Here is a 17,252-nt window from a genome sequence, read left to right as displayed (position 1 = left end):
GGCCGCATGGTTATTATGCAACTGGATAATTTAGCCGGGGTTTTGGGCAAGAATCCGGTGGGTTTTGCGCCATATCCCCACCGGGTGAGAAGCCTTACTAACCAACAGCCAGTTTGGCGGCTTCTTTCCACATAAATGGCGGCATCGGAGTAGTGAGATGCCATTTTATGTTCATCGGTTGGCTGCCAGTGTGGGATACGTACTCCACCTCACCAAAGTTCACAAAGCCAAGGGTACGGCCAAATTCATCTTTGCTCTGCTCGCGGACGAACAGAAACAAGCGCTTACCTTCTGCTCTGTGGTTTATGTAACTCAGCCCCTTACCCCGTTCTGGGCGAGCGCTGTTTTGGCTCTGCCAATGAAACAGCGACTCGTTGATGGCGTAGTCGTGATAACGGGTAGTGGGGGAGAAGTGCTGTTCCGTTTTGTTCAAGGTCACGAACAGCAACTCGATATTTTGCTCTGCGATGACATAGACTCCTTCGCGAGCCGTGGGTTGCTGCGCGAAGGTGGTCGCGCCAAAGCCAACCAGCACCTGCTCTCTGGCATAGCGAGCATGCAGTTGCAGCGGATTACCTGGAAGGTTTGGCATGGTGCTTTGTTCGTGCTGCACCCGGTTGATCAGCATGGGTAACAGATTTGCCAGCTCGGCCCTTAACTCTGGTTGATTGAGCTGTTTCAGGCTGTGCGCCAAGGAGCTAAAGCCTGCGTTGGGGCCGCTCTGTTGCCAGAAGTCGTAGTGGCACATCAAGGCCATCCGTGCATCGTGTTCGGCCGTTAAGGTAAAGGCGTCTGCCACCAAGGTTTGTAAGAATTTCAAGTAATGGAGCGCATCGCAGCCCAATAGCCGGGTTTTGATGGCCCGGGTGTAGAGAGTCGACAACTTCTCATCGCTCATTTCAGAAATGGTATGGTTGCGGGCCTGTTTGACCAAGGTGCTCCAATTGCCGCGCTTGTAGATCTCCTCAAGGCTGATGTGAGGGTAGAACTTCAAAAAGTTTGCCAGCGTCAGTGGTAAATCACAGTCCTGTGAGAAACGGCGGATCAGGCCCATGAGGCGTGAGGTATTGAGGGTCGCCTTTTTGATATTGCTCAGAATTAACTCTTGGGTTTGTTTTGAGAGTTCGATGCGGCAGCCCAAGGGGGCGTGAGGAAAGCCTTGTTTGATTTCGTGGCTGATCGCCTTATTAGTTTTACCCACCAGTGCGCGGAATTTTTGGGCAAAGTCATACTCCGCATGGGCATTGCCAACAAAGTCCAATACGGTGCAGCACTCTTTATCGCTCGCCAGCCGCAGGCCGCGCCCTAATTGCTGCAAAAAGATGGTGAGGCTTTCCGTTGGTCGTAAAAACAGCAAGGTATCGACTTCCGGGATATCGACCCCTTCGTTAAAGATATCCACCACGCAAAGAATGTTGATCACGCCGGTACGTAAATCTTGTTGTTTACTATGCCGCTCGTCTCGGTTATCGCTGGTGAGAATGTCAGCCTTGATGCCCTTCAATAAAAATGCTTTGCGCATAAAATCGGCATGTTCACGGCTCACACAAAATGCCAGCGCTTTGATCTTGGTAATATCGGTGACGATCTCAGCGAGACTCTGGACGATTTTCTGAACCCGGCTGTTATTTTTAGTGTAAATATTGGTCAGTGCAGTAATGTCATAACGGCCATTTTTCCAAGCCACTTGGCGCAAGTCTGTATCATCATCGATACCAAAATATTGGAATGGACAGAGATGGCGACGATTGATGGCCTCGGGCAAGCGGATTTCAGCGGCGATCACACCACAAAAATCAGCAAGAATATCACCGCCATCATGGCGCTCTGGGGTTGCGGTCAATCCCAGCAGAATCTGAGGTTCAAAGGCGGCGAGCAGACCGCGATAACTGGCCGCCGCAATATGGTGAACTTCATCAATGACGATGTAATCGAAATAGTCTGGGCTAAGACGTAAATTAGCCAGCTGGTTATTCAAGGATTGCACCGAGGCAAATAGTTGACGGTAGTGGGTTGGCACGGCGCCGCCGACCAAGAGCTCGCCAAAATTGGATTGCTTGAGCACTCCGCGGTACGAGGCTAATGCTTGGCGCAAGATCTCCTCTTTGTGGGCGACAAACAGAAACTTGGCATCGGGTTTGGTTTTCAAAAAACGCGCAAAATCAAAGGCGGAGATCAAGGTTTTCCCTGTACCGGTAGCCGCTACCACCAAGTTACGAAAGCGCTGGTGTAAAGCGCGCTCCATCGCCAATTGTTCAAGGATCTCCAGTTGATGCGGAAACGGCGTGATATCAAAGAAATAGGCAGGGCTATTTTTGTCACTATCGCCACGGGCCTCTTGCAGCGCATGCTGCAATTTTGTACGGCTTTCCAGCTTGCCATCAAACAGCTCAAAATCATCGGATTCCCAATAGGTTTCAAAGGTACTCAGGGATTTCTCGATAATATGAGGGATTTCTTGCGAGGTGATTTTTAGGTTCCACTCCAAGCCGCTGGTGAGGGCAGAGTGAGAGAGATTGGAGGAACCTATATAGCCGGTATGAAAACCGGTATTTCGGCAAAAGAGATAGCTCTTGGCATGCAACCGCTCACGCTGGGTGTTATAGCTGAGTTTGACTTCGGTATTTGGGAGGCTGGCTAAAAATTCAACTGCCTTGGCGTCGGTTGCCCCCATATAAGAGGTAGTAATTACTTTTAATTGGCGGCCGCTGCGGGTGAACTCTTCCAGCTCATGACGGAAAATACGGATACCTGCCCATTTGATAAATGAGACCAGCCAGCAGATGCTATCTGCAGATAATATCTCCCGTTTAATCTCCGACTCCATCGACAAACCCGCATTGCTACCGCAGAACAGCTCACTTTGTGTCAGTCCGGTCAGAGGGAAAATATCTTCGGCATATTGCTTTAAATTGGCTGAGATGGGGTTATCTAACTGGTAGAGCGCGGTCAGAATTTTCCCCTGACTATCGATGAGGTTCTCGCCAATAAAGTCTGGGTCTTGGGTGCGATCCTTTAGCCAAAGCAATAACTGGTTAGCCAGCTCAATCTGCCGTTGCAGCTGATCTTCACCAGTTACCGAACCCACCGCATATTCCAAAACCCGACTCAGAAATCTGGATAACCAAACTGCCGCTTCGGCAGGTTCAAGTTGGCGTTCCCCTACGTAAAAGTGCTCGCGGTCGAGTCGAGATGTCAGCAGTTGAGTAATGAGCTGTTCATAAATACCGCATTGTTGCATCGCACTTTAGCCTTGAACGTTGTACATGAGGGTGGCGAGAAGAGTATCATTTTTTCCAACCAAATCAGTAAGCTGTTGTCGCCTGTTACTCGTTTGAAAATCGCCCCGGTTTTCGGTAATAAAGCCCGGCAGTGACAACCACAGGGAGGTGGTGATGGATCCGGTTTCCTATCTTTTTTCGGCTTATCTCAATCTGGTACAGCAGCAGGTTGCGGATATCTATGGCACTGAGGCCAAGACGCTGGTGGTGCAGTATGAGGGGGAGTCGGTCCCGTTCTCTTTTCAGCTGTGGCAGATCCAGCAGCCGAGCGTTTGTCGTCCCTACCAGCAGGATGTTCGGCGTTTTAGCCAGTGCACGGTCAAGGCGTCCGCCCTGTTTCACAAGCTGTGCGATGACTTGACCCGGCAGGATGACAGCAGTTGGCAACTGCCCAAATTTCGCACCATGTACTGCTCGGCGGCCATCAGTTATCGGCCGATGATTGCAGAGATTGGGGATGCCAAGCAGAGTCCTGCCAAGCTGGCGGAGCGCGCCTGCAATCAGGCGATTCTGGCGGCAATGGACAGTGACGATGAAGCCCTGCTGGCCCAGCGGGAGAAAGCGTGCGCAGCGGTGCAGTAAAGCGAATTTATCTGACCAGATCATTTGCGCTCGCTTTGCGCGTCACGACACACATGGGCTTCCCCTTGCCGGGTATGATGGGGTTGCCCGCCGTGGCGGCAACAGCCGGATGTTTGCGGGTATATGCCGGTCACATCAGCCAGATCACCACCAGGAGGTAACCATGATCAGCCATATCGACCATCTGGTATTGACGGTCAGTGATATCGAACGGGCCGTGGAATTTTACAGCTCGGTGCTCAATATGGAGGCCATTACCTTCGGTGCGGGGCGCCGGGCGGTAGGGTTTGGCAACCAGAAGATCAATCTGCAACTGCTGGGGCAGGAGCCGCGCAATCTGGCGCAGGTGGGGTCGGGAGATGTCTGCCTTATCACCCGCTGGCCGCTGGAGCAGGTGATGGCCCAGCTTGCCTGCCACGGGGTGGAGATTGTCGAGGGGCCGGTGACCAAAAGCGGTGCCTGCGGGCCGATAGAATCTGTCTACTTCCTCGACCCTGACCAGAACCTGATAGAAGTCAGCATCTATCCCTGAGCCCACCAAGTCATCACTCCCATCGCCATCATCAATAGAAAGGGGCCGTCAATTGACGGCCCCTTTCTTGTATCGCCATCGACCCAGCGCCAGTGGCTCTTTGCCGATACTCCAGAAATGCCCTAGAAAGGCGCGCTGCTCTCGTCGCTCTCCTGTAAAAACTGCTCCACTTCTGCCTGATAGGCCGCATCAGGTTGACCGCTGCTGGCAGGGGTTACGGCGGCAGACGGGGCGACGGGAGGGGCGATGAGAGTCTCCATCACCCGCTGCTGCAGATAGGGGTAGAAGGGGTTGGAGGAGGTGCGGGTGAGGGCGCCGGGGTTGACGATCAGCACGCCGCGCTCGCCACGCAGGGCCAGACCACCGAGGTTGATGCCGTATTGCTCCCGCTGCTGCGGGCGCGCTGCCATGCCATAGAGGGGGTCGTCCATCGGGAAGGGGAGCGCCACATGGGAGAGGGAGTAGATCTCCTTGGGATAGTCGATGCCCAGCGGGCGGACCTGCTCAGGCTGGTCTGCGCTGGCCAGCGTTCTGGCCTGCGTCGCGGGGGAGGTTGGCTCGACATTACCCACCACGGTGAGGCGATAGTGCCCGGGGGCGTTTGGCAGCAAGCGGTGCAGCGCCAGCTCTGAGGCCGAGCTCATCAGCGGGCCAAACAGGGTGCTGCGGTTGATATCAAACAGCACCAGTTCGCTGCCGTTGGCCGGCAGGTAGTGATAGAGATCGGCAATGATGGAGCGGGTGCTGACGGTGTAGTCCATCACCGACTGGAAGGTGAGGGCGGGGGGAAATGCCTCCAGCTCGCCACTGGCGGCCAGCTGGCGCACCTGCTGCTGGATTGCGTGGGTCAGGCGGTAGGACTGGCGCGCGCCGTTGACCGGGAACGAGTTGTACTTGAACGGGTTGAACTCCGGCATGGTGTCGAGCCAGGCGGCGTTGGCAAAGGCGGGCAGCAGGGCAGGCACGGCCTTGATCCCGGCGAAGCGGGCAAAGCGGGTCACCCCGATCATCGGGGAGATCAGCACCAGCCGATCCGGTTTTGCCAGCGTGCCGCTCGGGTCGGCCAACGCATCGAGCGCATATTTCACCGCCAGCGCGCCGCCGTTGGAAAAGCCCACCAGATGCAGCGGCCGCTTGCCCGGTGCCAGCAATCTGGCCTCCCGCACCGCCAGTCGGGTGGCGGCCAGCCAGGTTTCCCAATCCACATCTACGAGGCCAGCGGGCACTGTGCCGTGGCCGGGGATCCTCAGCCCCAGCGCGATAAAGCCCTGCTGCTGATAGCGTCTAGCCAGATGGCGCAGGCTGTAGGGGGAGTCGGTCAGGCCGTGCAGCAGCACCGCTACCCCTTTGGCTTCCCCCTCGGGGCGCAGCAGGTAGGAGCGGTTCCAGTTCTGCTGAAAGCGGGCGGGATTGATGGGGGCGTCCTGATAGTAGCGATTGCTGGCCAGTTGCTGCTCCGGCGGCGTCTTGGCGACTACCTCGGTGGCCACCAGCTCGAACAGCTCTGCTTCGCGGGCCAGATAGGCTTGCCAGTCGCTGCTGTCGAGCTCATCGGCACTGAGTTCGGGGGGCACCACTGTGTGCCACAGCTGCAGCGGCGCTGCCTGCCAGGCGAAGTAGGCGATCACCGCCCATGCGGTCAGCAACAGCAGCAACAGGGTCAGCAGAGCACGGCGAACAAGGCGGCGAGTGTGAGCCAGCATGGTGCAATCCTTGGCGATAGAGGTGAAGCCGCATTTGGGCGGGCGAGTTCGGCGCAGCACATTGGGCGCGGCCAACCGGCTTAAAGCCTAATGGAAACAAGGTGATATGTATAGTTGATGGCGTTCGGCCGCGCTGGCTGTGGGAGCCGGATCCCGCCGTTGGCATCAGGCTGGTTGTTCAAAGGCGGCATCGCGGGCCATCCGGCGGCGTGAACTTGTCCGCAGATGCCCGCTTGGGCGCGCGACCTTGCAACTATCTGCCCCTGAAAGAGGGCAATTATGCTACTGTAGCGGCGTTTTTTGATGGATAAGCTGGCATTGGCCTTTTTTGAAGATGGAATGGTATGCAGAACTTTGACGTAGTGAATTGGCTGATGCAGCAGACAGCCTCCCCGGCGCAGCCGGAACAGGCGATGGCACAACCGGGCGCGGCCCAGAACCTGTGGCAGGTGACCCATGCTGGCTAACGAATCCATGCGCCTGAACAAATACATCAGCGAGAGCGGTATCTGCTCGCGCCGCGAGGCCGACCGCTTTATCGAGCAGGGCCACGTCTTTATCAACGGCAAGCGGGCCGGGATCGGTGATCAGGTGCAGGTTGGCGATCTGGTCAAGGTGAACGGTCAGGTGATCGAGCCGCGCGAGGCGGACAGTCTGGTGCTGATCGCCCTCAACAAGCCGGTGGGTATCGTCAGTACCACAGAGGCGGGCGAGAAGGACAACATCGTCGATTTCGTCAACCACAGCACCCGGGTCTTCCCCATCGGGCGGCTCGACAAGGATTCGCAGGGGCTGATTTTTCTCACCAACCACGGCGATCTGGTCAACAAGATCCTGCGGGCGGGCAACGATCACGAGAAAGAGTATCTGGTGACCGTCGACAAGCCGGTGACCGACGAGTTTGTGCGCGGAATGGCGGCCGGGGTGCCGATCCTCGGTACTGTGACCAAGAAGTGCAAGGTGAAGAAAGAGGCGCCGTTCGTCTTTCGCATCACCCTGGTGCAGGGGCTTAACCGCCAGATCCGCCGCATGTGCGAGTACTTCGGTTTCGAAGTGACCAAGCTGGAGCGCATTCGCATCATGAACGTCAGCCTCAAGGGGCTGCCGGTGGGCGAGTGGCGCGATCTCACCGACGACGAGCTGATCGATCTGTTCAAGCTGATTGAGGACTCCTCCTCCGAGGTGAAACCGGCCAAAGGCGACAAACCCAAGGCGGCCAAGGCTCCTGCGGCGCAAAGCGCCAAACCGGGGCAGGGCAAGAAGCCGCGCCGCGATGATGATCACGAGATTGGCGGTCGCCCCAATGTGCCGGGCCCGGAAGCCTTCGAGAAGAAGCTGCCGGTGGGCAAGGGTGGTGCGGGCAAAGGTGCAGCCAACAAGGGCGGTGCTGGCAAAGGGGCTCCCAAGGGAGGCAAACCGGCCGCAGGCAAGCCGCGCACCGCTAACAGCGGACGGCAGAAGAAGGGGCGCTAAGTTGCCCCCCTGAGCGGCGTCAGCCTACCTTGTCATCTCCAACACGGTTATCCCCAACACACCGGCCTCAGGCCGGTGTGTTGCTTTGGGTCGCAGAGTCGGTTGGGCGGGGAGCCGAAAGGGACGGCTCGCTGGCGGTCGGTAACCCCATAACGCGGGGGTAGTGGCGCGGGTCGAGGCGCAGCACCAGCAGGCTCATCAGCAGTAAGCCCCCCAGTTGCCACTGCCAGGCAGCTGCGAAGTCGCTCACATAGTGATAGAGCCGTGCCGCCACCCAGGGGCCGGTGGCCGCCAGCATAAAGCCGAAGCCCTGCATCAGGGCGCTCAGTGTGCCCGCGCGGCGCGGGTCGGGCAGGTGATCGAGCGCAATCACCATGATGAGCGAAAAACTGCCGCCAAGACCGGCGCCGCACAGCATGCACCAGAGAATGGGGGAACTGGCTGGCGCCAGCCATAGGCCGCCGAATCCCGCCAGCTGCATGGCGATGGCAAGGCCCATCCACGGCCGTCGATCCAGACTGCGCGCCGCCAGCAGCGGCAGGCCGAGGCCGCTGGCGGTCTGCGCCAGCGCCAGCCAGGCGACCAGCTCGCCCGCCTGCGCGGGGCTCCATCCTTGCGCCATATAGGCGGGGGCCAGCCAAGCCACTACGATGCCGTAACCGCTGTTGATGATGCCAAAGCAGACGATCAGCAACCAACTGCGGGGCAAGGTGATCAGCCGCTGTTCGCCGTGGGGAATGGCGATTGCCGCGGCCCGAGGCAGACGCACTTTCCACCCTAGCCAGACGAGGGCCAGCAGCACCGGTAGGCTCCAGAGCGCCAGCGCCCGCGACCAGTCGAGGCTCACTGCCAGCCGTGGCGTGAGGCTGGCCCCCAGCGCCCCGCCCCCCATCATGCAGGCGGAGAAGATCCCCATCACCAGCGGTACCTTGTGGGTGAACGCCTGCTTGATCAGCGCTGGCAGCACCCCTTGCACCAGTGCCGACCCAAGGCCGCAGAGCGCGGCACAGGCGATCAGCAAATTGCCGCTCTGGGCATCAAAACGCAGGGCGCTGCCCGCCGTGAGCAGCAGCAGGGCCAGCCCGAGCAGGGTGGTGGCACTGGCAAGGCTGCGCAGGCGCGGGGTGAGCAGCACGCCAATCCCGATGAGCCAGAGCGGCAACAGGGTGAACCAGGCTAGGGTGTCCATCCCCAGCGACAGGGCGCGGCCAATCTCGCCGCTCAGCGGGCCGATGGCGGTAAGAAAGGGGCGCAGGTTCAGGCCAATCAGGATCACCAGCACCAGCAGGGCAAACTGCTGGCGGCGCGCCTCTGCCTGGCGTTCGAAAGTCCCTTTACTCATGATCAGGCGCTGCTTGTGTGGCTTGTTGTAACTGGGAGCCGTAGAGATCTGCCGCCGTCATGGTGACGGCCAGTTTGACCAGTGGCAGAGGTGGCGGTGCCAGCGGCAGCCCCAGCTTTTGATAAGCGGCGGTGCTGTCAAAGTCGAACGGCGCCGCATCGGCGTTATCAAAGGCGTAATAGACGGCGGCGATGCCGTTCATCACCAGCGCGCCGAGGCACATGGGGCAGGGGTGACCGCTGGCATAGACGATGCTGCCCGCGAGCGGCGCGCTCTGGCTTGCCTTGCGCAGCGCCTCCAGCTCGGCGTGACGGGTGGGATCGCCATCCAGATGAATGCCGTTGACCGCGCTCGCCACCAGCTGGTCATCGCGCACCAGCAGGGCGGCGAAGGGGCGACCGCCCTGCCGGTGATTTGCTCTGGCCAGTTGCACCGCCTGCTCCAGCCATTGTCGGTGAGTCTGGAGTGAGGTTGATGGGGTGAGCGAGCGAAGAGGGGTAGACGCTACAAGAGGCTGTGACATGATGAAAAACCCTGATTTGACAGAACAAATGCCAGCCTAGCGGCGAAAAAAGTCATTTGGAAATTAAATGATAGAATGAGTTTCAGTGGTTTTGTAAATGGAGCGCCCCATGCTGGATCCCCTGTTACTGCGCAGTTTTGTCGCCATTATCGACACCGGCAGCTTTACCCGCGCCGGTGAACGGGTCCATCTGACCCAATCCACCATCAGCCAGCAGATCCGCCGCCTTGAGCAGCAGCTTGGCTGCCCACTGCTGGATCGCGCTGGCCGTCAGGTGGTGGCGACGGCGGAGGGGGAAAAATTGCTGGGGCTGGCCCGCCGCATTCTGGCGCTGCTGGCACAGGCCGAGGAGCAGGTGAGCGAGGGGAGCGTGTCCCTCAGCCTCGGGGTGCCGGAGGATTTCGCCGCAGGGGCCATTACCCCGGTGCTGGCCGCCTTTGCCCGCGACTACCCCGAGGTGCGGTTGGAGGTGGAGAGCGGTCTGAGCCACCACATCTGGCAGCGCTTCGCTGCGGGGGAGCTGGATCTGGCGCTGGCCAAGCAGGTGCGCGGACAGGGCTCGCCGCTCGCCAGCTGGAGTGAGCCGCTGGTGTGGGTAGATAGCCGCGACTGGCCAGCGAAGGGGCGTGATCCGCTGCCGCTGGTCGCCTTCCCGAGCGAAGGGCTCTATCGCCAGCAGATGACCGAGGCGCTCGATGGTCTGGGTCGGCGCTGGCGCGTCGCCTATGTCAGCGCCAGTCTCGCCAGTTTGCAGGGGGCGGTGAGCGCGGGGATCGGGGTGAGCTTGCTACCCAAAAGGTTGATGCCCGCCGATCAGCTGGCCCTGACCCAGTGGCCCAAGGTGGCGCCGGTGGAGCTGGCCCTCCATGCCGGGGTAAGCGGGAGTGAGCCGCTCACCCGCTTGAGTTCGGCCCTGATCGCCCTCTGTGACGAGGTGATGGGGCCGCAGTGAGTGGCTATGTGGGGGAAAAACTTCTGTGGGGAAAAACTGGCGTCGGAAAGATAAGGCAGAAAAAGTGCGGGGAGGGATCAGTGATCCTTCCCCTCCGCCAGCTTGCGCTCGTAATCCTGTTTCACAATGGCCAGTGCCGCCAGCACCAGCTCGGGAGCCAGCTGGTTGGTCTCCAGCAGTTCAATCAGATCCACCGCGAGTTTTACCTCGGGCGGGGCAGTTTCCAGTGACATGGGCAGGGTTCCGGTTGCGGGAAGAGGGGGGATTATACAGGGGCGCCGCCGCAGGCCGAAAGCGCCCGCTGTATCGGGAAGGGGAATCACCAGGGTCAGAGGTGCTGGCGCATCTCCTTGTCGATCTCCTCGCGCAGGGCGATGAGCTTTTTGGCGTACTGCTGCAACTGCAGATCGCTCTCGCTCACCGGCTGCCACTGGGGCACTGGGGTCGGCTTGCCGTGCTCATCCATCGCCACGAAGATGATGATGCAGTGGGTGGTTTTGTGGCGCTCGGTCTCGGTGGGGTGGCGGCTGTAGACATCCACCGCCAGATGCATGCTGGTGGTGCCGGTGTGGATCACCTGGGCGTGCACCTCTACCAGTTGGCCAATCTGGATGGGGCGCAAAAAGCGGATCCCCCCTACATAGACGGTCACCGCATAGCCGCCACACCAGCCAGCGGCGCAGGCATAGCCCGCCTGATCGATCCACTTCATCACCATGCCGCCATGCACCTTGCCGCCGAAATTGACGTCGGAGGGTTCGGCCAGAAATTGCAGGGTCAGTTCGCGGGGGGGGGTCATGCTCTCTCCTTGGTTCGGGGTCATTGACGGTAGCTCTTGCGGTAGGCGTCAGCCTGTTGGCAGGGGGGCAGGTTGTTGAGGTCGGGCCGCTTGTTGCCCTCGCGCTGGCCGAAGCTGGCGAACTCCTGCTGGCACTTGTCGGCCTTGCCGCCCTCCTTGATGCAGGCGTCGATCCGCTGTTGCTTGCCCTGCTCGACCAGTTGCTGCTGAGCTTGCTGGCAGGCGGCATCCAGCTTGGCCTGCTGGGCTGAGCGATCCAGCTCGCTGGCGGCACTGGCAGTGCCGCACAACAGCAGAACCACGAAAGGGGTTATGATGCGCATCCTGATGCTCCTTGTTGACCTGTTTCAGGTATACCGCGAATGGCGGCAGGATGCACAGGGGACGGCGCAATAATGGGGCCCATTCACTCTTGGTTCATGACGCCAGCGCCAGCATGGGGCGAACAATAGCGAGGTGTCACGATGAAACAGATGCTGGAACAGTTGCTGGGGGCTGGCAAAGGCTGGCTCAACGAAGGCGGCGACAAGCGCAAGGGGCAGATGCAGGGAGCGCTGGCCGGTGGCGCGCTCGGTCTGCTGCTGGGCAATAAAAAAGTGCGCAAATATGGCGGCAAGGCCGCTGCCGTGGGCGGCGCGGCGGCCCTTGGCGGGCTGGCCTACAAGCTCTATCAGGATTGGCAGGCCCAGCAGGCGGCGCCCGCCCAGCCCACCCATCCCATCAGTGGGCTGGAAGGCAATGCGCTGGATGCCCGCGCGGTGCTTTTGGTGCGCGCCATGGTGGCAGCGGCCCGGGCCGATGGCCATATCGACGGCGCCGAGCGCCAGAAAATTCAGGAGTACCTGACCGAACAGGGTCAGAGCGATGTCGCTCGTTGGATTGACGCCGAGCTGGCCCGCCCTCTCGATCCTCACGCATTGGCGCGGGAAGTGACCGACATGGAGCTGGCCACCGAGGTCTATCTCGCCTCCCTGCTTGCCATCGAGGTGGATCACTTTATGGAGCGAGGCTATCTCGACGAACTGGCACGCGCCCTCAAGCTCGATGACAACCTCAAAGGGAGCATCGAGCGGCAGGTGGCCCAACTTAACGCCCCCGCCTGATATCCCTCATCGCCATGGATTGCCGATAACGCCCCGCTCAAGGGGCGTTGTTGTTTCTGCGGCTCGTCAAAAGATGCGGATAAGCCTATTTGGATTGTGGGGCACAGCCCCTAAGATGGCGCAGGATCATCACCATTTTTGCAAGGAGCAACCGTTGGAGATACGCAAGGCAACCGCACTGGATATCGATGCCATTGTCGAGCTGAACCGGCAGATAGGAGAGATCCACCATCAGCACTATCCCGAGGTGTTCTGCCCGCCGTCACCAGAGGAGCGGGCATTTCTGCTCGATGCCATTGCCGCAGAAGGGCGTCTGTTCTGCGTTGCCGAGCAGGACGGCAGGGTGGTGGGCTTTTTGACGGCGCGGATCGACATCAATGAGAGCGTGCCTTTTCTCAGCAAGCTGCCTCTCTGCCGGATCGGCTCCGTGGTGGTGGATGAGCAGCACCGCTCTCGCGGGATTGGCAAGGCGCTGATCGCCCATTGCGATGAGTGGGCCAAGGCCCGTGATGCTCAGCAAATCCGGCTGGAGGTGATGGCCTTCAACGAGCGCGCCAAAGCCCTCTACGAGGCGCTGGGCTTCAAGGTGCAGTCGCAGATCATGGCCAGATGATCAGTTTTTGATGGCGAGACAAGGCGCGTCACTCCCCAACTACACAAGCCCGTTACGGGCCTTTGTTCGTTTCGCCAGCGGCTCCTTGCCTCGTTACTTTTCACCGAGCTGTGCGGCAATCAGTGCCGCCAGCCGGGTGAGGGCCTGCTCCAGCTGTTCGCTCCAGGGATGGGAGCTGTTGAGGCGCAGGCAGTGGTTGTGTTGCCCCTGACTGGAGAAGAGCGCGCCGGGGGCCACTGAAAAACCGCTGCCTAGAGCCTTGGCGTGCAGGGCGCGGCTGTCGAAATGGGCAGGCAGCGCCAGCCAGAGGAAGTAGCCGCCATCGGGGGAGGAGATCCGCACCTCGTCCGGCAACAGCCGTTGCAGGGCCGCCCGCATCTGCTGCTGGCGCTGGGCCAGAGTGTGGCGCAGGCGGCGAAAGTGGGCATCGACTCCGCCCTGGCGCAGCATCTCGGCCAGCGCCAGCTGGCTCGGTACATTGGTGGAGAGGGTGGACATCAGTTGCAGCCGCTGCACCCGCTCGGCATGGAGCCCCGCCACTACCCAGCCGACCCGAAAGCCCGGTGCCAGACACTTGGAAAAGGAGCTGCAGAGCAGGCTGTCGCCATGCTGATCCCAGTGGCGGATCGGCTTGGGGCGCTCGCGGCCAAAGTAGACCTCCGCATAGACGTCATCCTCCACCAGCGGCACCCCATGGCTGTTGAGCAGCGCCATCAGCCGCGCTTTGTGACTATCAGGCATGGTGTGGCCGAGCGGGTGCTGCACATTGCCCATCAGCCAGCACGCCTTGATCGGCATCTGGCTGAGGGCGTCGGCCAGCAGGTCGAGATCGATGCCCACCCCCGGAATGACCGGGATCTCCACCGCCTTGAGTTTCAGCCGCTCGATGGCCTGCAGGGCGCCATAGAAGGTGGGGGACTCCACCACCACCCAGTCACCGGGCTCGGTCAGCACCTGCAGGCTGAGGGAGAGCGCCTCCATGGCGCCTGTGGTGATGATGATCTCCTGCGGATTGACCGCCACCCCGTCGCTGGCGTAGCGCTGGGCGATGGCGCGGCGCAGCGCTTCGTTGCCGGGGGGCAGGTCGGCCACCGTGCTGAAGGGATCGAGCTTGCGCATGCAGCTGGCCAGGGCTCGCCCGAGCTGGGGATGGGGGAACAGGGTCGGGTCTGCCACCGACATGCCAAGGGGCACCAGATCCCGCGATTTGCTCGCCTGCAACACCTCGAACACCAGATCGTTGATATCCACCGAGCCGCTGTAGTGGGTCTGGCTCGGCGTGTGCTGCACGAGCTGTGGTGAGGCGGCTTTGACGTAGTAGCCGGACTGGGGACGGGCCAGGATCCGCCCCTGACTCTCCAGCAGTTGATAGGCCTGCAACACCGTCATGGGGCTGAGCCCGTGGGTCTTGCAGCTCTGGCGAATGGAGGGGATGCGCTCCCCCGGTTGCCAGATGCCATCGTCGATCTGGCTTTGCAGGCGGTCGGCCAACTGCTGGTAAAGGGACATGATCTGGATCAACTGTTATAGGTGTAATTCAATATAACTGCATCTGTTATAGGTGTCATGCTCCGTGATGTACTTGTCACGCACGAAACGTGCAAGGCAAATACAACAAAAGAGAGTGACGCATGATCAATCCGGATGACGTGGTCAGCCTGTCTCGCCTGCAATTTGGCGCCACGGCCCTGTTCCACTTCCTGTTTGTGCCCCTCACGCTGGGGCTGTCCTGGATCCTGGTGATCGCCGAGTCGGCTTATGTGATGACCGGCAAGGTGATCTATCAGGACATCACCCGCTTCTGGGGCAAACTGTTTGGCATCAACTTCGTCATGGGGGTCACCACGGGGATCACCATGGAGTTTCAGTTCGGCACCAACTGGGCTTACTACTCCCACTATGTGGGGGACATCTTCGGTACCCCGCTGGCCATCGAGGGGCTGATGGCCTTCTTTCTCGAATCGACCCTGGTGGGGCTCTTCTTCTTCGGTTGGGACAAGCTCTCCCGCGGCAAGCACCTGCTGGTGACCATGCTGGTGGCGCTCGGCTCCAACCTCTCGGCACTGTGGATCCTGATCGGCAACGGCTGGATGCAAAACCCGGTGGGGGCCGAGTTCAACCTGCTGACCCAGCGGATGGAGCTGGTGGATATCGCCGCCGTGCTGTTCAACCCGGTGGCGCAGGTGAAGTTCGTTCACACCGTCGCGGCAGGCTATGTGGCCGCCTCCATGTTCGTGATGGGGGTGAGCAGCTGGTATCTGCTGCGCAAGACCGAGGTGCAGTTTGCCCTGCGCTCCTTCGCCATCGCCTCCGGCTTCGGGCTGGCTGCCATTCTCTCGGTCATTGTGCTCGGGGATGAGTCGGGCTATCGCACCGGCGAGGTGCAGAAGGTGAAGCTCGCCGCCATCGAGGCGGAGTGGGAGACCGAGCCGGCGCCAGCTTCCTTTACCCTGTTCGGCTTCCCGGATCAGCAGGCGCAGACCACCCACGCCGCCATCAAGATCCCGTATCTGATGGGGATCATCGCCACCCGCTCCATCGACGAGGCGGTGACCGGCCTCAAGGATATCAAGGTGCAGAACGAGGCACGCATCCGCAGCGGCATGGTGGCGGCCGAGGCCCTCGACCAGATCCGGCAGGGTGATGACACCCCGGCCAACCGCGCCCGCTTCGAGCAGCACGGCAAGGATCTTGGCTACGGCATGCTCCTGACCCCCTATGCCAGCAATATTGCCAAGGCCGGTGAGGCGGAGATTGCCAAAGCGGTCGATGACTCCATCCCGCCGGTGGCACCGCTGTTCTGGGGCTTTCGGGTGATGGTGGGGCTTGGTGTCACCATGTTGGGGCTGATGGTGGTGAGCTTTGTCCAGCTCTGCCGCAACCGGCTGCAAGACTCACCGCGCCTGCTCAAGACCCTGCTCTGGAGCATTCCGCTGCCCTGGATTGCCATCGAGGCGGGCTGGCTGGTGGCCGAACTCGGCCGTCAACCCTGGACCATCAGCGACGTGCTGCCGGTCTCGGCCTCGGTCTCTTTGCTTCAGCCGGGCCAACTCTGGTTCAGCCTCATCGCCATCTGTTCCATCTACACCCTGCTGCTGGTGGTGGAGCTGTTCCTGTTGCGCCATGTGATCCGCAAGGGGCCCGCCATTCTCCATACCGGCCGCTACAGCGGTGAACAACCCGAACTTGCGAGGATCGCCTGATGGATTACGCAACCCTGAAACTCATCTGGTGGGCGCTGGTGCTCTTCATGATGGTCGGTTTTATCGTGATGGATGGCTTCGATCTCGGCATCGCCATGCTGCTGCCGGTGGTGTCGAAAGATGACGACGACCGCCGTCTGGTGATCAACAGCGTGGGGCCGGTGTGGGAGGGTAATCAGGTGTGGCTGATTGCCGGTGCCGGTGCCCTGTTCGCCGCCTGGCCACTGGTTTATGCCGCCGCCTTCTCGGGGCTCTACATCCCCATGGTGGTGCTGCTGCTTGGGCTCTTTCTGCGTCCGGTCGGTTTTGACTATCGCAGCAAGCTGGCCGATCCGGTGTGGCGCCGCTGGTGGGATCGGGCGCTGGTGGCCGGTGGCCTGATACCGGCGCTCATCCTCGGTGCTGCTATCGGTCTGGTGATGGAGGGGCTGCCGTTTCGCTTCGACACGGCGCTGCGCCTGCACTACGGCGCGTTCGACTTCCACTGGGGCTGGCTGCTCTCGGTGCTGGCCACCGCCATCAGCCTGTTGCTACTGCACGGCGCCGGTTTTCTGCAAGCCAAGGTGACCGGCACCCCAGCGCTGCGCGCACGGGGGATCGCCATCCTGCTGGCCCCGCTGGTGAGCCTCTGCTATCTGCTGGCTGGCTGGCATCTGGTGGATCTGCAAGGGTTTCAGCTGACCGGTGTGGGCACACAACCCTTTGACCCGAATGCTGCCATCAGCCCGCTGATGAAGGGAGTGATCCCCCACGCCGGTGGCTGGCTGCGCAACTATTCTGACTATCCGCTGCTGTGGCTGGTGCCGATCATCGGGGCGCTGGCGCCGCTGGTGAGCGGGATTGCCTCCTGGTTGGAGAGGGGCCGGATTGCGCTGCTGGCCAGCGCCATTGCCTGCGCCGCCATGCTCTGCTCGGTGGCCATCGCCCTGTTCCCCTTCGTGCTGCCCTCATCCCTCGATGCGGTCAGCAGCCTGACCCTGTGGGACAGCACCTCCAGCTACAAGACCCTGGCCATCATGTTCGCCCTCGTGCTGGTGCTGATGCCGGTCAACCTGGGCTACACCGGCTGGGTCTATCGAGTGGTGCGCGGCAAGCTCGACCGTGCCCGCATCAAGCGCGACAGCCATCAACTCTACTGACCTCAAG

The 17,252-nt window shown here is 60.7% G+C and carries 17 protein-coding genes; 9 read left to right on the top strand and 8 right to left on the bottom strand.

Features of this window, described 5'->3' with window-relative positions; genetic code table 11:
• Positions 1-97 precede the first annotated feature (97 nt).
• Positions 98-3,241 (bottom strand): DUF3427 domain-containing protein, encoded by a 3,144-nt coding sequence (locus tag G5137_RS03050; protein WP_421254899.1) that lies wholly within the window; start codon positions 3,239-3,241, stop codon positions 98-100.
• 154 nt (positions 3,242-3,395) lie between these two features.
• On the opposite strand from G5137_RS03050, the gene G5137_RS03045 reads away from it, so the two are divergent.
• Together G5137_RS03045 and G5137_RS03040 are read left to right on the top strand one after the other, a co-directional pair.
• Positions 3,396-3,863 carry a hypothetical protein gene (locus tag G5137_RS03045; protein WP_107682341.1) on the top strand — a complete coding sequence of 156 codons (468 nt, stop codon included), beginning with the start codon at positions 3,396-3,398 and terminating at the stop codon, positions 3,861-3,863.
• Between the two features lie 163 nt (positions 3,864-4,026).
• The gene (locus G5137_RS03040) at positions 4,027-4,395 is read left to right on the top strand and encodes a VOC family protein (protein WP_421243874.1); all 369 of its coding nucleotides are present in this window, start codon (positions 4,027-4,029) and stop codon (positions 4,393-4,395) included.
• Positions 4,396-4,517: 122 nt separating this feature from the next.
• On the opposite strand, the gene G5137_RS03035 is transcribed toward G5137_RS03040, so the two are convergent.
• Positions 4,518-6,098 (bottom strand): alpha/beta hydrolase, encoded by a 1,581-nt coding sequence (locus G5137_RS03035; RefSeq protein ID WP_421206472.1) that lies wholly within the window; start codon positions 6,096-6,098, stop codon positions 4,518-4,520.
• A 344-nt stretch (positions 6,099-6,442) separates the two neighbouring features.
• Between G5137_RS03035 and G5137_RS03030 the strand changes: the two genes are divergently transcribed.
• Both G5137_RS03030 and rluF read left to right on the top strand, forming a co-directional pair.
• The gene (locus G5137_RS03030) at positions 6,443-6,565 is read left to right on the top strand and encodes a hypothetical protein (protein WP_005337590.1); all 123 of its coding nucleotides are present in this window, start codon (positions 6,443-6,445) and stop codon (positions 6,563-6,565) included.
• The gene (gene rluF / locus G5137_RS03025; protein ID WP_421206469.1) at positions 6,555-7,571 is read left to right on the top strand and encodes a 23S rRNA pseudouridine(2604) synthase RluF; all 1,017 of its coding nucleotides are present in this window, start codon (positions 6,555-6,557) and stop codon (positions 7,569-7,571) included. The genes G5137_RS03030 and rluF overlap by 11 nt, the downstream gene beginning before the upstream one ends.
• 67 nt (positions 7,572-7,638) lie before the next feature.
• Here the strand turns inward: rluF and G5137_RS03020 are convergent, their stop codons facing one another.
• Together G5137_RS03020 and G5137_RS03015 are read right to left on the bottom strand one after the other, a co-directional pair.
• Entirely contained in the window at positions 7,639-8,913 is a 1,275-nt protein-coding gene (locus tag G5137_RS03020; protein WP_421254898.1) for an MFS transporter, read from the bottom strand.
• Complete coding sequence (locus tag G5137_RS03015; protein WP_279491854.1) at positions 8,906-9,436, bottom strand: nucleoside deaminase; 531 nt, start codon at positions 9,434-9,436, stop codon at positions 8,906-8,908. The genes G5137_RS03020 and G5137_RS03015 overlap by 8 nt, the downstream gene beginning before the upstream one ends.
• A 109-nt stretch (positions 9,437-9,545) precedes the next feature.
• Between G5137_RS03015 and G5137_RS03010 the strand changes: the two genes are divergently transcribed.
• Positions 9,546-10,388, top strand: coding sequence for a LysR family transcriptional regulator (locus G5137_RS03010; RefSeq protein WP_421206465.1), 843 nt, complete (start codon positions 9,546-9,548; stop codon positions 10,386-10,388).
• Positions 10,389-10,465: 77 nt separating this feature from the next.
• On the opposite strand, the gene rsmS is transcribed toward G5137_RS03010, so the two are convergent.
• The 3 genes from rsmS to G5137_RS02995 all read right to left on the bottom strand — a co-directional run bounded on the left by rsmS (position 10,466) and on the right by G5137_RS02995 (position 11,510).
• Complete coding sequence (gene rsmS, locus G5137_RS03005) at positions 10,466-10,621, bottom strand: pleiotropic regulatory protein RsmS (protein WP_074042636.1); 156 nt, start codon at positions 10,619-10,621, stop codon at positions 10,466-10,468.
• Between the two features lie 95 nt (positions 10,622-10,716).
• Positions 10,717-11,187 carry an acyl-CoA thioesterase gene (locus G5137_RS03000; RefSeq protein ID WP_421254897.1) on the bottom strand — a complete coding sequence of 157 codons (471 nt, stop codon included), beginning with the start codon at positions 11,185-11,187 and terminating at the stop codon, positions 10,717-10,719.
• A gap of 20 nt (positions 11,188-11,207) precedes the next feature.
• The gene (locus G5137_RS02995; RefSeq protein WP_088869296.1) at positions 11,208-11,510 is read right to left on the bottom strand and encodes a hypothetical protein; all 303 of its coding nucleotides are present in this window, start codon (positions 11,508-11,510) and stop codon (positions 11,208-11,210) included.
• A gap of 141 nt (positions 11,511-11,651) precedes the next feature.
• Between G5137_RS02995 and G5137_RS02990 the strand changes: the two genes are divergently transcribed.
• Both G5137_RS02990 and G5137_RS02985 read left to right on the top strand, forming a co-directional pair.
• Positions 11,652-12,290: a tellurite resistance TerB family protein gene (locus G5137_RS02990; protein ID WP_421254896.1), complete on the top strand. Its 639-nt coding sequence runs from the start codon at positions 11,652-11,654 to the stop codon at positions 12,288-12,290.
• Between the two features lie 154 nt (positions 12,291-12,444).
• Positions 12,445-12,903: a GNAT family N-acetyltransferase gene (locus tag G5137_RS02985; RefSeq protein WP_421254895.1), complete on the top strand. Its 459-nt coding sequence runs from the start codon at positions 12,445-12,447 to the stop codon at positions 12,901-12,903.
• Between the two features lie 93 nt (positions 12,904-12,996).
• On the opposite strand, the gene G5137_RS02980 is transcribed toward G5137_RS02985, so the two are convergent.
• On the bottom strand, positions 12,997-14,412 hold the full coding sequence (locus tag G5137_RS02980) for a PLP-dependent aminotransferase family protein (protein WP_421254894.1): 1,416 nt from the start codon (positions 14,410-14,412) through the stop codon (positions 12,997-12,999).
• Between the two features lie 122 nt (positions 14,413-14,534).
• Between G5137_RS02980 and G5137_RS02975 the strand changes: the two genes are divergently transcribed.
• Together G5137_RS02975 and cydB are read left to right on the top strand one after the other, a co-directional pair.
• Entirely contained in the window at positions 14,535-16,106 is a 1,572-nt protein-coding gene (locus G5137_RS02975) for a cytochrome ubiquinol oxidase subunit I (protein ID WP_236381560.1), read from the top strand.
• On the top strand, positions 16,106-17,245 hold the full coding sequence (gene cydB / locus G5137_RS02970; protein ID WP_421254893.1) for a cytochrome d ubiquinol oxidase subunit II: 1,140 nt from the start codon (positions 16,106-16,108) through the stop codon (positions 17,243-17,245). The genes G5137_RS02975 and cydB overlap by 1 nt, the downstream gene beginning before the upstream one ends.
• Positions 17,246-17,252: the final 7 nt, after the last annotated feature.

This window comes from Aeromonas sp. 600282, assembly GCF_049175755.1.
GTDB lineage: Bacteria > Pseudomonadota > Gammaproteobacteria > Enterobacterales > Aeromonadaceae > Aeromonas > Aeromonas veronii_A.
Note: the sequence above shows the minus strand (reverse complement) of the source record. Positions and strands in the feature narration are given on the sequence as shown.

Excerpts from the sequence above, each read along its gene's own strand:
- G5137_RS03050 (WP_421254899.1), bottom strand. The coding sequence starts at position 3,241 with ATGCAACAATGCGGTATTTATGAACAGCTCATTACTCAACTGCTGACA.
- G5137_RS03045 (WP_107682341.1), top strand. The coding sequence starts at position 3,396 with ATGGATCCGGTTTCCTATCTTTTTTCGGCTTATCTCAATCTGGTACAG.
- G5137_RS03040 (WP_421243874.1), top strand. The coding sequence starts at position 4,027 with ATGATCAGCCATATCGACCATCTGGTATTGACGGTCAGTGATATCGAA.
- G5137_RS03035 (WP_421206472.1), bottom strand. The coding sequence starts at position 6,098 with ATGCTGGCTCACACTCGCCGCCTTGTTCGCCGTGCTCTGCTGACCCTG.
- G5137_RS03030 (WP_005337590.1), top strand. The coding sequence starts at position 6,443 with ATGCAGAACTTTGACGTAGTGAATTGGCTGATGCAGCAGACAGCCTCC.
- rluF (WP_421206469.1), top strand. The coding sequence starts at position 6,555 with ATGCTGGCTAACGAATCCATGCGCCTGAACAAATACATCAGCGAGAGC.
- G5137_RS03020 (WP_421254898.1), bottom strand. The coding sequence starts at position 8,913 with ATGAGTAAAGGGACTTTCGAACGCCAGGCAGAGGCGCGCCGCCAGCAG.
- G5137_RS03015 (WP_279491854.1), bottom strand. The coding sequence starts at position 9,436 with ATGTCACAGCCTCTTGTAGCGTCTACCCCTCTTCGCTCGCTCACCCCA.
- G5137_RS03010 (WP_421206465.1), top strand. The coding sequence starts at position 9,546 with ATGCTGGATCCCCTGTTACTGCGCAGTTTTGTCGCCATTATCGACACC.
- rsmS (WP_074042636.1), bottom strand. The coding sequence starts at position 10,621 with ATGTCACTGGAAACTGCCCCGCCCGAGGTAAAACTCGCGGTGGATCTG.
- G5137_RS03000 (WP_421254897.1), bottom strand. The coding sequence starts at position 11,187 with ATGACCCCCCCCCGCGAACTGACCCTGCAATTTCTGGCCGAACCCTCC.
- G5137_RS02995 (WP_088869296.1), bottom strand. The coding sequence starts at position 11,510 with ATGCGCATCATAACCCCTTTCGTGGTTCTGCTGTTGTGCGGCACTGCC.
- G5137_RS02990 (WP_421254896.1), top strand. The coding sequence starts at position 11,652 with ATGAAACAGATGCTGGAACAGTTGCTGGGGGCTGGCAAAGGCTGGCTC.
- G5137_RS02980 (WP_421254894.1), bottom strand. The coding sequence starts at position 14,412 with ATGTCCCTTTACCAGCAGTTGGCCGACCGCCTGCAAAGCCAGATCGAC.
- G5137_RS02975 (WP_236381560.1), top strand. The coding sequence starts at position 14,535 with ATGATCAATCCGGATGACGTGGTCAGCCTGTCTCGCCTGCAATTTGGC.
- cydB (WP_421254893.1), top strand. The coding sequence starts at position 16,106 with ATGGATTACGCAACCCTGAAACTCATCTGGTGGGCGCTGGTGCTCTTC.